Origin of the sequence: Aporhodopirellula rubra, assembly GCF_014192335.1 — a bacterium.
Classification (GTDB): domain Bacteria; phylum Planctomycetota; class Planctomycetia; order Pirellulales; family Pirellulaceae; genus Rhodopirellula; species Rhodopirellula rubra.
Window position 1 is genome coordinate 112,310 of record NZ_JACHXU010000027.1, and the last position, 14,164, is coordinate 126,473.

The 14,164-nt window shown below is 56.2% G+C and carries 11 protein-coding genes; 8 read left to right on the top strand and 3 right to left on the bottom strand.

All coding sequences use genetic code 11. From position 1 onward, the window contains the following. Nucleotides 1-96: 96 nt before the first annotated feature. Complete coding sequence (locus FHS27_RS26495) at nt 97-2,571, bottom strand: PSD1 and planctomycete cytochrome C domain-containing protein (protein ID WP_184308756.1); 2,475 nt, start codon at nt 2,569-2,571, stop codon at nt 97-99. A 316-nt stretch (nt 2,572-2,887) separates the two neighbouring features. Between FHS27_RS26495 and ahcY the strand changes: the two genes are divergently transcribed. Beyond that, entirely contained in the window at nt 2,888-4,228 is a 1,341-nt protein-coding gene (gene ahcY, locus FHS27_RS26500; RefSeq protein ID WP_184308729.1) for an adenosylhomocysteinase, read from the top strand. Between the two features lie 214 nt (nt 4,229-4,442). Here the strand turns inward: ahcY and cobA are convergent, their stop codons facing one another. Then, nucleotides 4,443-6,011: a uroporphyrinogen-III C-methyltransferase gene (gene cobA / locus FHS27_RS26505; RefSeq protein WP_315854705.1), complete on the bottom strand. Its 1,569-nt coding sequence runs from the start codon at nt 6,009-6,011 to the stop codon at nt 4,443-4,445. 374 nt (nt 6,012-6,385) lie between these two features. Here cobA and rpsT point away from each other — a divergent pair, with 374 nt between their 5' ends. The 5 genes from rpsT (at nt 6,386) to FHS27_RS26530 (ending at nt 10,916) form a co-directional block, all read left to right on the top strand. Beyond that, nucleotides 6,386-6,658 (top strand): 30S ribosomal protein S20, encoded by a 273-nt coding sequence (gene rpsT, locus FHS27_RS26510; RefSeq protein WP_044256791.1) that lies wholly within the window; start codon nt 6,386-6,388, stop codon nt 6,656-6,658. A gap of 258 nt (nt 6,659-6,916) precedes the next feature. Continuing rightward, entirely contained in the window at nt 6,917-7,708 is a 792-nt protein-coding gene (gene ispD / locus FHS27_RS26515; protein ID WP_184308731.1) for a 2-C-methyl-D-erythritol 4-phosphate cytidylyltransferase, read from the top strand. Nucleotides 7,709-7,742: 34 nt separating this feature from the next. Continuing rightward, nucleotides 7,743-9,092, top strand: coding sequence for a tyrosine--tRNA ligase (gene tyrS, locus FHS27_RS26520; RefSeq protein ID WP_184308733.1), 1,350 nt, complete (start codon nt 7,743-7,745; stop codon nt 9,090-9,092). 181 nt (nt 9,093-9,273) lie between these two features. Next, the gene (locus FHS27_RS26525) at nt 9,274-9,531 is read left to right on the top strand and encodes a DUF4404 family protein (protein ID WP_009103308.1); all 258 of its coding nucleotides are present in this window, start codon (nt 9,274-9,276) and stop codon (nt 9,529-9,531) included. 104 nt (nt 9,532-9,635) lie between these two features. Then, the gene (locus tag FHS27_RS26530) at nt 9,636-10,916 is read left to right on the top strand and encodes a PQQ-binding-like beta-propeller repeat protein (protein ID WP_184308735.1); all 1,281 of its coding nucleotides are present in this window, start codon (nt 9,636-9,638) and stop codon (nt 10,914-10,916) included. A 78-nt stretch (nt 10,917-10,994) separates the two neighbouring features. On the opposite strand, the gene FHS27_RS26535 is transcribed toward FHS27_RS26530, so the two are convergent. Then, on the bottom strand, nt 10,995-12,071 hold the full coding sequence (locus tag FHS27_RS26535; RefSeq protein ID WP_246420979.1) for a redoxin domain-containing protein: 1,077 nt from the start codon (nt 12,069-12,071) through the stop codon (nt 10,995-10,997). A 239-nt stretch (nt 12,072-12,310) separates the two neighbouring features. Between FHS27_RS26535 and FHS27_RS26540 the strand changes: the two genes are divergently transcribed. Both FHS27_RS26540 and FHS27_RS26545 read left to right on the top strand, forming a co-directional pair. Further along, a complete protein-coding gene (locus FHS27_RS26540) occupies nt 12,311-13,171 on the top strand; it encodes a peptidase C39 (protein ID WP_184308739.1) in 861 nt (286 codons plus the stop codon). Nucleotides 13,172-13,320: 149 nt separating this feature from the next. Further along, nucleotides 13,321-14,013 carry a hypothetical protein gene (locus tag FHS27_RS26545; RefSeq protein ID WP_221225411.1) on the top strand — a complete coding sequence of 231 codons (693 nt, stop codon included), beginning with the start codon at nt 13,321-13,323 and terminating at the stop codon, nt 14,011-14,013. Nucleotides 14,014-14,164: the final 151 nt, after the last annotated feature.

Sequence of the window (14,164 nt, forward strand, 5' to 3'; positions counted from 1 at the left end):
CCCGCTCGCATGTTGTTTGGGAGACTGTTTTTAGCGAGAACCCTTCGCAATATGTGGGGCTGTCATGGGCGGAACGGTGCGTCGATGAAAACGGGTTTAGAAAACAAAGATAAACTCATTCCAGTTGAGCACACTCAGTGCGTAGAGTGATTCGGCGCGGTAAGGCGGGACGCCGTGGTGCGTCATGAGGTCTTCGAGCAATGCGATGCCGTCGTCGATTTCGTCCGTAGTGGCTTTGCGGCCGAGGACGCGGTGGACGACGGCGTTGATAAACAACTCTTGGCTCTCAGGTGTTGTGTTGGTTGGGGCTGATTCGCCGTGAATGTCGTTTCGGACCGCCTCGGCGAGTTGGCTTGCTTTTTCGTGGATGAAATGGCTGTTGAGCAGCGACATGGCCTGCCCTGGTTGCAAGGTCGCAAACCGGGCTTCGCATGTCGTGTCGGGTTCGGGGAAATCAAACGCCGAGAGCATCGGCGTCAGTAGCGAGCGTTTGACGTGAATGTAAACGCTGCGGCGATTTCGTTCTGACTCGCTCGATTTACCCCATCCTTTGCCTGGCCGGGATTGACCCGCGAGGACTTCGGGAGATAGGTCTTCGTAGAAACTCGGACCGTAGGGTGTTGGGTTGAGAGTTCCTGCAACGGCGAGAATGGAGTCGCGGACCTCTTCTGCGGACAACCTTCGTGGGTCAAATCGCCAGAATAAATCGTTGCCGGGATCGATCGTCGCGGTGTCGCCGACGGCTTGCATTTGGTTGGGCGTCAGTGTCGCTGCAACGCGATAAGTTTGGCTGGTCATGATAAAGCGGTGCATCGCTTTGATCTGCCAGCCGTTTTCGATAAAGACGCCCGCGAGATAGTCGAGCAAGAGAGGGTGAATCGGTGGCGTTCCGAGTTGGCCAAAGTTATTGGCAGACCGCACGATGCCGCGACCAAAGTGATGTTGCCAGATCCGGTTCACGATCACGCGAGAGGTCAGGCGATTGGTAGGTGATGTGATCCACCGGGCGAGTTCGAGGCGGCGTTGGTCGTCATCGAAATCAGATGGTTGTTCCTCGAAGATTTCGGGGAATCGCGGGGTGACGAGATCGGTGGGCGAGTGCGGATTGCCACGATACATCACGAACGTTTTTTCGATTTGTCGTTTGCGAGCGAGCCCAAGGATTTGGTCACGCGGCGGCAGATTTTTGCGGTGTTTGGTTACTGCTTTTAACTGTTCTCCGAGGCTCGCGTATCGCACGCGTTGTTCGTCGGTGAGGTGCTGGTCGAGTTTCTCTCGCAGGATTCTCAGTCGGTCTCGTTTGGGGCCCTCGGTGGCACGTTGGTCGGCCGCCGACATGTGCACGATACCCGCCTGTTCGATGCGTTTGAGTTCCGCTTGGATTCTCGCCTCGTCTTCATCGCATTGGCGGTACTGTTCGATCAAATTCGGTGAGCTGACATCGACCTGGTTGTTACCGGTCATGTTGCTTCGCGTTGCGTAGGAAGTGACGTCAGCGAAAAACGCGAGCATGCCGTAGTAATCCGTTGTCGGAATCGGATCGATTTTGTGATCGTGGCAGCGAGCGCAATTGATGGTCAGTGCCAGGAAGGCTTGGCCGGTCGTCGTCACCAGGTCATCGAGTTCGTCGTAGCGTGCTTGCAACGGATCGGCGGGTTCGTCGTCCCAGATTCCGAGGCGGTAGTAACCCGTTGCGGTCAATGACTCCGTGGATGGTTGATCCAAGAGATCGCCGGCGAGTTGTTCGAGAACGAATTGGTCGTAGGGTTTGTCGTCGTTGAAAGACCGAATGACGTAGTCGCGGTACTTCCATGCGTTCGGCTTCGCGGCGTCGCGTTCAAAGGAATTGGTTTCGGCAAACCGCACGAGATCGAGCCAGTGTCGGCCCCATCGTTCGCCGTAGTGATGCGATGCCAAGAGTCGGTCGATCAGTCGTTCGTAGGCATCAGGTGCCGAGTCGGCAACGAACTGCGCGACTTGTTCGGGAGTGGGCGGCAGGCCGGTCAGGTCGTAGGTGACTCGCCGAATGAGGGTTCGTTTGTCGGCGGGAGGGGCCTGCGTGAGTCCGACGGAGTTCAGTCGGCTGAGGACGAACGCATCGATCGGATGGACGTCGTTCGCGTTTCCGCTGGTGTGGGCCGATTCTCTCGAGATTTCTGGCACGACCGGGGTGCTAAGTGGCTCGAACGCCCAATGGCGACTGAACGTGGCGCCTTCGTCGATCCATTGTTTGAGCGTAGCGATTTCGCTTTCGTTGAGCCGGTCGCCTTCGGGAGGCATTTGTTCGTATTCGTCGTCGGTCAGGATCCGTATGATCATGCCGCTGGCTTCGACATCGCCTGGGACGATCGCAAACTCACCGGAATCTGCTTCGGCCAGTGCCAGGTCGACTTGGTGAAACGCGACCCCCGATTCGGCTTCATCGGGACCGTGGCAGGCGAAGCACTTTCTGGCAAGGATCGGTTGGACGTCACGAGCGTAGTCCACCTCAGCCTGCGCGACGGGGGCGTGAAACGTGGCGGCGAGCACGGCCGTGGTCAGAAACGTGGCGACCAAAACGAGATGGCGCACGATTCGGGGCTGGTGAGGCGAAATCATGGCAGTGATGGCGGGAGGTCGGAGAAAGGCGGGAGCCGAAATGCTCGGCCTAGGGGACGGAGTCGATTGGGGGCGACACCGAAATGGCCCGCAAAAGTCATGGAAAATGCTGGCGAATGGGGATGGCAATTTCTCAGCGTTGGGTACAATATTTCGCTTGCGAATCGGGCCAGCGGGAGTCCCTGTGATCGGTCTGGTGAGCGCCCCTCACGTGTAGAAATCTGCACAAGAGATACGTTCACGTCACCCATTTTATCACACTGCTTCCCCAAAAAAACGAGAGAAAAGCATGTCCCAAGTCGCTACTGAACGACTTCCTTACAAGGTTCGAGACATTTCGCTGGCCGAGTACGGTCGCAAAGAAATCGAGATCGCCGAAAACGAAATGCCCGGTTTGATGGCCCTTCGTGAGAAGTACGGCGAGTCAAAACCGTTGAAGGGTGCCCGCATCGCCGGTTGCCTGCACATGACCATCCAAACGGCGGTCTTGATCGAAACCCTCGTCGAACTCGGCGCCGAAGTGACCTGGAGTAGCTGCAATATCTTCAGCACCCAAGATCACGCTGCCGCAGCAATCGCCAAGGCCGGAATTCCTGTTTTTGCCTGGAAGGGCATGAGCGACGAGGAATTCGATTGGTGCATCGAGCAAACGCTTCATTTCCCATCGGGCGAACCACTCAACATGATCCTGGACGATGGTGGTGACTTGACCGCCATGGTTCACGACAAGTTCCCAGAGTTGCTCGGCGAAGTTCGCGGAATCAGCGAAGAGACCACCGCCGGTATTCACCGCTTGGAAGTGCTCAACCGCACTGGCAAGCTCAAGGTTCCTGCGATCAATGTCAATGACTCGGCAACGAAGAGCAAGTTCGACAACCTGTATGGTTGCCGCGAATCGCTTGCAGACGGTGTCAAACGTGCCACCGACGTGATGCTCGCCGGTAAGGTTGCCGTCGTTTGTGGTTATGGCGATGTCGGTAAAGGTTGTGCCCACAGCCTGCAGCGTTACGGTTGCCGCGTGATCGTCACCGAAATCGATCCGATCAACGCTTTGCAAGCTGCGATGGAAGGTTTCGAAGTCGTCACGATGGAAGAGGCTTGCAAAGAAGGCCGCTTGTTCGTCACCACCACCGGTAACAAGGACATCATCCTTGGCGAGCACATGGTTCACATGGCCAACGACGCGATCCTTTGCAACATCGGCCACTTCGATACCGAAATCGACGTCGCATGGTTGGAAGAGCAAGTCGCGCAAGGCAAGGCAACGAAGGTTGAAATCAAGCCAGCCGACATCGGTGCGGTTGATCGTTACACGTTCAAGGACACCGGTCGCAGCATCTTGATCCTGGCCAAGGGCCGTCTCGTCAACTTGGGTTGTGCAACCGGACACCCAAGCTTCGTGATGAGCACCTCGTTCACGAACCAGGTCCTCGCTCAACTCGAGTTGTGGCAGCAAACCGGTCAGTATGAAAACAAGGTTTACATGCTGCCGAAACGACTCGATGAAGAAGTCGCTCGTTTGCACCTTGGAAAGCTAGGCGTCAAGCTCACCACGTTGACCCAGGACCAAGCCGATTATCTCGGCGTGCCAGTCGAAGGCCCTTACAAGCCAGAGCATTACCGTTACTAAGACTCGCGAGTGAATGCGGAGTCAATTCGTCGTGCATGCTGTCGGTCTGAAGCACCGTCGGGCAGCCTGTGAAATCGATCGAATACGGATCCCCGCGTACCCGTTTGTCTATCTAACGCAGTAAAACACGAGAAACCGGAGTCGTTTGGCTCCGGTTTTTTGCTGCGCTGTCGGGTTCGCGGTAGACGGTCCAGGTGTGCTGCAGGACCACGTTTTACTGGCGAATTGCCTGGGCGATCGCGTCGACGAGGCTGGGCATGGATGGCAGTTCCGCGACCGCGTCGACGGTGAGTTGATGAGATTGCAGGGCCTCTGCCGTGATCGGGCTGATCGCGGCGAAACGGCATTTCGCTATCGCGTCACCGAACAGGTGTTGGAGGTTTTCAGCGGTCGCACTGCTGGTGACGGTGACCCAGTCGATTTCGCCCTTTCGAAGCATCTCGGTCGCCTTGGGGTCGGCGTCCTTTACATCGACGTTTTGATAGGCCGCGAGTTCGTTGACTTTGGCCCCGGCGTCTCGCAGTCCTTCCGGCAAAACGCGACTGCCACGGTTAGCGCGGACGATCAGAACGTTTTGGTCGGCAACGTCTGGTTTGAGTGCACGGACCAACCCTTCCGCGTTGTGTTCGTCTGGGATCACGTCAACATTGAGGTGATATTCGCTCAGTCGCAGAGCGGTGGTTTTGCCCACTGCCGCGATTCGGCTTTTTGCCAAGCAACGCATGTCGAGGCCTCTCTCAATCACACGATCGAGGAAAAACTGGACCGCGTTGGTGCTGGCAAAGACGACGGTTTGATAGATGGCGAGTTGGTCGATCGCGTTGTCGACGTCGTCCCAAGTATCGGGCGATTTAATCTCGATGACGCTATGTTTGACAACCGTCGCGCCGAGGTCTTCGAGAGGGCGAACGAGTTCGGTTGCCTGATCACTGGGCCGGGTGACGAGAACGCGTTGTCCGTAGAGCGGCCGGCGACTGAACCAATCCATCGACTCAGCCAATCGTGTGACGTCGCCAACGATCGTGATCACAGGCGGGCGGAATCGGCTCGCGGGGGTCAGTCGGTCTGCGACTTCATCGAGCCGGCAGGTGATTTGTTGTTGATCAGGAAGGCTGCAGCGGCGGACGATCGCGCAAGGCGTGTCAGGCGATTTGCCTCCTTCGAGGAGTGCCCGCGTCCAGACTTCGGCGGTAGTCACACCCATGTAGATCACGAGAGTACCGGGGAAGGCCGCCAACGCATTCCAGTCCAACGCGGATTCGGGTTTGCCCGGTTCTTCGTGACCGGTTACGAGTGCAACTGCCGAGGCGATTCCGCGATGCGTGATCGGAATTCCCGCATAGGATCCTGCGGCCAACGCGGCCGTGATCCCTGGGACGATTTCGAATGGAATGTCCGCGGCCACGAGCGCGTCGACTTCTTCGCTCGTGCGGGCGAAAACCGCGGGGTCGCCGCCTTTGAGGCGTACGACGGATTTGCCTGCCTCGGCATGTCGAAGCGTTTCGGCGATGATTTCCGGTTGGGTCCAGATCCGAGATTGGCCATGTTTGCCGACGCAAATGTGTTCGGCTTGGGGCGCGTGAGCGAGCATTTCGGCATTTGACAATCCGTCGTAGAGAACGACATCGCAGCGGCCGAGCCAGTATTGTCCGCGGAGTGTCAGCAATTCCGGATGGCCGGGGCCGGCTCCCACGAGAGCCACGAAACCGCTTCGGTTTCCGGAGTCAGCCGCCGATGTCTGCGTGGCGGTTGGGTGAGTTGGATCGTCTCGATGGGAGTTCACTGGGCGATGAATCACGAATGACAGGGAATCACGGATGACGGGATGAGTAAGGGAGACCGCAAAGTTGCATCGTCTCGGTTCTCGCGAGTGGTGCGAGCGAGCTGCGGTTTGAGACGGTCAAATGCGGGAATGGATGAGGTTTCGGCAGCCCGCCGGGGGCAACGGGCCCGATTTGTGGGCGGTCTCCGGCCGAAACCGGCGTGTTCTCGAGTTTCGGCCGCGTAAAACGATTATGGAAGTTTTCCATGAGTCTGGACAGTGACCGACCCGATTGTCATACTACGCCGCTTCCCATTTACCTCGCGAGCGGGCGACTGCTCCGAAATCAACCTTTTTTAGTCCCCATCGGGGTGGCACCCGCCGCCGCCAATCACATGCCAAATACCCAGAGCGCCAAAAAACGACTTCGCCAAAATGAAGTTCGCCGTCTTCGAAACCGTGGCGTCCGCAGCAACATGCGGTCGGCTGTTCGTCGTGTCCGTGAAGCTGTGGCCGCAGGCGATCAAGAAAAAGCTCAAAGTGAATTTCGTTTGGCCTGCAAGAAGCTCGATCAAGCTGCTGCCCGCAACGTGATCCACCGGAACGCGGCCAATCGCACTAAGAGCCGGCTCAACGCCGCGATCAAGAAAGCCAGCGCAGCCGCTTAGTGCTGCGTCGCGGCTAGAGATTACAGGTGCGAGCCGTAGCGAGTGTCGGCAAGACATTCCGCCAATGACGGACCTGCCGAACTTTTGACGAGTTTCGCTGGCTTCGAATGAGGCCGCCCTGCAATCGAGCTGTGACGAAACATGAGGTTCCTGGAACCCTGACAAAGGTTAGGGCCTTCCTGGTGAGTGCGGGCGTTGAGTTGAATTCCGCCCCCTATTGTGCTTTCCCAGGACTTCTCTGGATTTTCTGTCCCGCCCATGACTTCACTTTCTCCCGGTAGCGTCGCAGTCATCCTGCCTGCGGCGGGCAGTGGAAGTCGATTCGGCGACGAAGAAAACAAACTCTTCGCTCTGCTGCGTGGGCGATCGCTGTGGATGCACGCGGCTGAAACATTGATTCGGCGTCAAGAAGTCGGCCAGATTTTGCTGGCGGTGGCGCCTTGCGATCGAGAGCGTTTCGAGCAGCAATTGCTGGAGCTCCCGCATTCCGATCGATTCCGGATTGTTGAGGGTGGCGATCAACGCAGCGATTCTGTTGCCGCTGCTCTTGCAGAGGTCAATCGAATGCCTGCGCCGGCGACCGATGAGGAGGCCGTTGACGGTCTTCCTCCTCGCATCGAATGGGTTGCCGTTCACGATGCCGCTCGTCCGCTGGTCCGCGACTCCGATCTGGACGCTGTGTTTGCGCACGTCGGTCATTCAAGGGCGGCGATTTTGGCCACGCCCGTGACGGGAACGTTGAAGCGATCTTGTCCCGCAATATCCGGTGGCAGTTTGTTCGAGAGCGAAACGATCAATGGGATCACGTTTGACCGGCGAGGAATGTGGGTCGCTCAGACGCCCCAGGTGTTTCATCTGGATTTAATCCGCCAAGCTTATCAGCGTCACCGTGGCCGTTCAGCGACGGACGATGCCGAATTGGTTGAGCGGATGGGGCACCCGGTCGCTCTAGTGCCCGGCGCTGCCGATAATTTAAAAATCACGTACCCGGAAGACCTGCTCGTGGCCGAGGCTCTGTTGAGCGAACGGTTGAAAAACTCGAGCCGCTGAACCTTTTCGACAATTGATAACGAAACCAACGAACATGACTCAGTCACCCGAACTCAACGACGCTTCGCCATCCACCGATGATCTTCTCAACGAACTCCGGTGGCGAGGTCTGTTGCACCAGATCACCGATGAGGAAGGCCTCGGGAAGTTACTGTCGTCGGGACCTCAAACCATCTACATCGGCTTTGATCCCACCGCCACGAGCCTTCACGTCGGCAGCATGATGCAGTTGATGATGCTGCGTCGGTTCCAGCGGGCCGGGCACCGACCGATCGCCCTCGTCGGCGGAGCGACCGGGATGATCGGTGATCCGAGCGGCAAGAGTGAAGAACGAAATCTGCTGTCGGCCGAGCAACTGCAGCTCAACGTCGATGGCGTTGCCGCGCAAATGCGGCGATTTCTTCAGTTTGAAGGCGAAGACGGATTTGAAGGCAAAAACGGGGCGTTGCTGCTGAACAATTTCGATTGGATGCAGGGGTACTCTTACTTGGAATTCCTTCGCGATGTCGGGAAGAACTTCCCCGTCGGCACGATGATGGGCAAGGAGTCCGTTCGCAGTCGCCTGAACAGCGAAGCGGGTTTGAGTTACACCGAGTTCAGTTACATGTTGTTGCAGGCGTACGATTTCGTGCACCTGTCTCGCGAGCACGGGTGTCGTATTCAGGCCGGCGGCAGCGATCAGTGGGGGAACATCACCGCCGGGATCGATCTCGGTCGTCGGATGACGGGCCAGCAACTGTTCGGTCTCACGGCGCCGTTGCTGACGACGAGCGATGGGAAGAAAATGGGCAAGACGGAGAACGGTGCCGTGTGGCTCGACCCAGAGCGGACCAGTCCTTACGCGTTCTACCAGTACTGGGTCAACGTGGCGGACGACGACGTCATGCGATGTATCGCCTACCTCACTGAAATCGAAAAGGACGAGTATGACGAACTCGCCGAGCGGACCGAGCAATCGGCCGGCGAACGTGCCGCACAAAAACGCCTCGCCCAGTGGATGACGACGCTCGTTCACGGCGAAGAGGGAATCGAATCGGCACAACGGGCGACCCAAATCCTATTCGGGGGCGAGCTCGGTAATACCACCGACGACCAATTGCGAGAAATCTTCGCGGACGTTCCGAGTTGCGATATCAGCCAGGACCAAATTGACGGCGACGGTTTGTGGATCGTTGAGGCGTTGCAGCTCGCTGGGCTGTGTTCGAGCGGCGGTGAGGCTCGGCGTAGTGTCAAGGAAAACAGCATCTATCTGAACAACTGCCGCGTGACGGACGAGCAAAAGCGAGTCGTCGGTAGCGACTTTGACGGCCGGTCTGTCATCGTACTGCGACGTGGTAAACGCAAATATGCCCTGCTAAAACTCGTCGCAGGCGCGGCAAACTGAGTCATGTGATCGGGGGTGTCGTGGTAAGATGGATCGTCGGGCCGGTGGCATAGAATTGTCGCAAATAGGAGGTCAGTTTCTGACCATTTTTCGCGACGCCATGCACCCGCGAGGAGCCATCGATGACTTCTATTGTTCGGTCCACAAACGGCCTTCCCCTTCTTAGACCCCGGTGACATAAATGCGAACGCAACTTGAAGAAACGCTAGAACAGCTTCGGACACAGCTCGCGGACGTTGAGAGTCTCGATGAGGAGCAGCGTGAGCAATTGCAGGAGGCCGTCAACGAAATCCAGCAAAGCTTGGATCGTTCGGAAGTGAATTCGCAATCGCTCGCGGAAAGGTTGTCCGAAGCAACGGCTCAGTTCCAAGAATCTCACCCCTCGTTGACCAACAGCGTCGGGCGAATCGCTGATATGCTTTCACAAATGGGAATCTAAGCTCCGCCTCGTTCCCTATCGTTTACGATTTTTTTCCCTCAACAATCACCCTCCCCTTTTCCGCCGAGTTCTTTTGAATTCGCTCCCGCCAACAAAGCCCTCTCATGAAAACTCTGTTTACTTTCTCTGCACTTCTGATTGCTGTTGCGGCTCCGTTTTTTCTCTCCCACGCCTATGCCGATGATTGGCAGCAATGGCGGGGAGCCGAACGGGCCAACCGTTCCACAGAAACAGGACTCTTCGAGACCTGGGGTGAGGACGGTCCACCCTTGAAATGGATGGCCGAAGGACTCGGCTCCGGCTATGCGAGCGTCAGCGTTTCCGATGGAGTGATCTACACGACCGGTAATTTTGAGGGTAACCAATCCGCCATCGCAATCAGTGAGCAAGATGGCAAAGTGATCTGGACGCAGGCGATTACGGATTCACTGCCTAGACATGGTTACGACGGCAGTCGAACAACGCCGACGGTGGACGGAGATCGACTATACATGGTTAGTAGCGACGGCCGGATTGTCTGTCTCAATCGTGCGGATGGATCGATGGTGTGGTCGCGTGATTTCAAGGAATGGGACGGCAAAATGATGAGCGGATGGGGATTCAGTGAATCACCGCTTGTCGATGGTGACCGTGTCATTTGCACACCGGGTGGTGAAGACGCGATGGTCGTTGCATTGGACAAGAGCAACGGTGAGCAGATTTGGGCCTGTGCGATTCCCGCCGGAGGTGATGACTCACTGAAGAAAGGGGCCGGCTATTCTTCTGTTGTGATGAGCAACGGGGGCGGCGTGAAGCAGTACATTCAGTTGGTCGGTCAAGGGTTGATTGGGATTCGCGCCAGCAATGGTGAAATGCTGTGGCGTTACGAACGCGTCGCGAACACGACCGCGAACATTCCCACGGCGATCGTCGACGGCGATGATGTCTTTACCAGCACGGGATACAACACAGGATCAGCGCTGTTGACCCTTTTGGCCGACGGAAACGACGGCGTGACGGTGAAGGAAGTGTATTGGCTCGGTGCCCGCGAATTGCAGAACAAGCACGGAGGCGTCACCCTCGTCGATGGCTATTTGTACTGTGGGCATGGCAACGGGAACGGGATGCCGGTCTGCGTTGAAATGAAAACAGGCGAGATCGCATGGGGACCCGAACGGGCCGAGGGGCGAGGCGAAACCAGTTTGATTTATGCCGATGGTCACATCGTTTTTCGTCGTGAAGACGGCACTGTGATCTTAGCTACCGCGACTCCGGACGATTTTAAAATTGTCCGCCTTTTCGAGCCTGCCTTTCAAGAGGGCAAGACATGGGCGCATCCGGTAATCGCCAACGGTAATTTGTACTTGCGCGAGCAAGACAAGCTGATGTGCTACCAGCTGAAATAACCGCTCGGTTTTACAGTGTCCATCTGACGCATCGAACGTGCCGGTGCGTCAGGTAAGGGGGCGTCGTGCCGGGTGACTTTACTCAGCGAGAAGAGTGGCGATCGATTCACGCATCTGTTGTTCGCCGGGTGTACCCTGCCAATTCATTTCGCCTTGCCACCAACGGCGGATGTAGCCTTTTTTATCAATCAGATAAGTGGTTGGCCACATCGTGTTGGCCCATGCATCCCAATTGTGTGAATCGCGATCAAACAAGACGGGGAAATCGAACCCGTCTTTGACCATGGCTGATCGAACTTTGGCGATGTCTCGTTCGGCAGACGTTTCTGGCCGTTGGATGCCAATGATGACGAGTCCATCGTCACCCATATCGGCGTGCCACGCTTTGTAGTGTGGGAAATTGCGTTGGCAGTTGATGCACTGAAATGCGTAGAAGAAGACGGCAACCACCTTTCCTCGAAGTTCCGGCATCTGAGCGGTTTCTTCGCTCAACCATTCAGCGCCTTCGGTGATGAAATCAGGCGCTCGCGGGTAGGTGCGTTTGACTTGAGAGAAGTCGAATGTTGAGCCAACGAGAGAACCAATTTTAGATTGTTGGTCGGTTGTTAAAATATCGAGCAGGCCTTGCCGTTCGTTGCGCTGTTCTGTCGCGATCTCACGTGCCGCTTGTTCAGCGTTGATTGTTTTTTCGCCGAGTTCCTTTTGGATGATCGCGACCTCGGCGTCGGTGTCGGTGAACAGCTTTTCAAATTTAGATTGCTGCGTGGGTGTGATTTTCAAGGAGGATACGATATCGGCTCGACGAACCATTCTTGTGCCGTGTGCTTGCCGTTCGAGTTCGGTCAGCCGTCGGTATTGATCCTCGCTGAGTAGGTTCGAGAGACGTTCTCGAAGTTGTTCCGTGAGTTCCTTGATCTCAGCTTGTTGTTGCTCAGGCGGTTGAATTCTGCTGGTCCACCAACGAGGGTCAACTTCAGCGATCGCTTCCTCGACCTGTTGGGTTCCTGACTCGTCGAGTCGGAGTTCCTGGTGAACCGAATCATCGCGAATCATTTGCAGAAGGAACGGTTGGGTGTGCTGTGTCGGTTTTCCATTCGAATCGGATTCGGCCGCAAATGCCGCTAACGGAGTGTGAAGAACGACGGCAACGAACATGGCCGTAGTAATCCGGCTGCATTGAAACGCGAATGCAGAGTGCCGGATGAGTGGTTGATGTGCTAGTCGCCGAACATGCATGAGATTGCCGTCTTGAGAAGTGGTTCGGGGGTATGCGGCCCGCTAGCGGACGCGCCATGGACAAAACAACGGTATTGGATTTGCTGTTATGCTCTCACCGCAGGTGCACAACGGGTGCATCGAGAATACAGTTCGAGGCATGATAGCGGGTAGGGAATATGACCGATCTTTGGATCGCCATTGCAGTGATGTTTTGCATGTCGATTGTGGGAGGTATTTTCGCGGGCGGCTATGCCTACGCGTCCAAAGGACAGTTGACGATACTGTATTTGAGCCTAGCTGTGGTCGCGATGATTTACTTTCTCCTCTACGCCTCCGGTCAGTTGTATTGGGCGAAGCTGATCTCGTCGTCGGCGGCGATTATCTACTCAAACTTCGCGGCAATTTTCGCGGCACTCGCGGCGGGATGGGCCTTTCGATTACCTCGAACCCCATTGTGGCGGCGAATCATCTTGTCCGCGTTGTTAGCAATTTGTTCACTCGCAGCGATTGTTTGGCCGTTATTGTCGATGGCAGTCCGTCCTCCTCCGGAGGGATCGGACGATCCAACCGGGGTAGTTGTGGAGCAGACCTCTTGGGCGACGTGCAGCCCAGCAGCGGCGGCAACTCTTCTCCGTGCAGAAGGCATCGATGCGAGTGAGTCGGAGATGATTCCACTGTGTCTGACCGACAGTAGCGGTACTCCGACTCTCGGTCTCTATCGTGGCGTCAAAATCAAGGCTCAACAGAATGGTCGAGACGTGAGCATTGTCGATCAGACTCTCGACGAGCTTTTGGAATCGGACGATTGGCCTGTGCTGCTCGCCGTTGGTCTGCCCTATGGCGAAGAGGACCGTCGATACGCAGAGCAGTGGGGATGGATCCCCGGTATGGGGCACAGTGTGGTTGCGCTCGAGCGTGTTCCGGACCAGGATGGGATACTTGTGGCAGACCCCTCGACCGGGCTGGAAAGATGGACTCGATCGGATTTGGAGGTTCTGTGGAGGGGAGTTGGTATGCGCGTCGAAGGGGGGCTTTAGTTTAATCTTGAGCGGTTCTTTGAAGTTCGGTGCATCGATTTGGTGAAAAGTTGATGTTGATCAACATGTAGGACTAGATACCTGTGTCGGCAGTTACGATATTGCAAACACTCAATTGTGTGACTTCTGGATTTCCACAGGACCCAATGATGCAGCGTGAAGGCGAGACGCCAATCTATTTCCCACGTATCGAAAAGTTGGAGATGCCGGCGATCACAGAGACGCAGATTGAGACAGTTGCATTAATCCTTTCGGCGATTAACCCCAGCGTATTACAGGAGACGACTCCGAATCCGCAAACCCTTTACCAGGTCAACCAAAACCCCAAAGTCGTTCGAGTCGATCCGTCTGTCGAATTAAGGCAAGATCATCGTTACCTTCTCAGTCCACTTCATGACGGTACCGATGCATCGTTCGACAAGTTGTGGGCAAAAGCTAAACGGGTCAAAGGTGCTAGCGGATCGAGCGCGTTGCTGGACTTAGTTCAGCGACTACGGGACTGGGAAATTGATGAAGAAGGTTTGTCACTGACTCGGTCGAAGCAGAAGACACTCGCTGCTGAAATGTTCCCCTACGCTTCGCGGCTTCAGTACTATTTTTTTCATTCGGCGGTCCAGCGAATTGATCGCGAACTGCGAATCCGTCGAGTCGCTTCCGAAGTGAGCAGTCCGCTCTTGGGTGGATTACTCAAGCGATTTTTTGAAACCCCAGAGATGCAACACGACATCGATTTTCCGGAACCGGTTCTTGAAGAGGCGGAAATGTATATCGCCTCCTCGATCAATCTCTGCCGGGTCCTTCGCAGCATCGCTCATCGAATCCGCCGTGCAAAAGCATCTTGATTCGTCAATGAAACGCACGGGTTGCTTGCAAAGGCGGCTTGGTTCCGCCCAGCTGAGGGGTGCATGACCGGGTTTGCAGCTTGAATTGGGGTCGGCTTAGAATCTCCGGTGATTTACAATCTCGAGCGCACAGCCGGGGGAGCTAGGAATT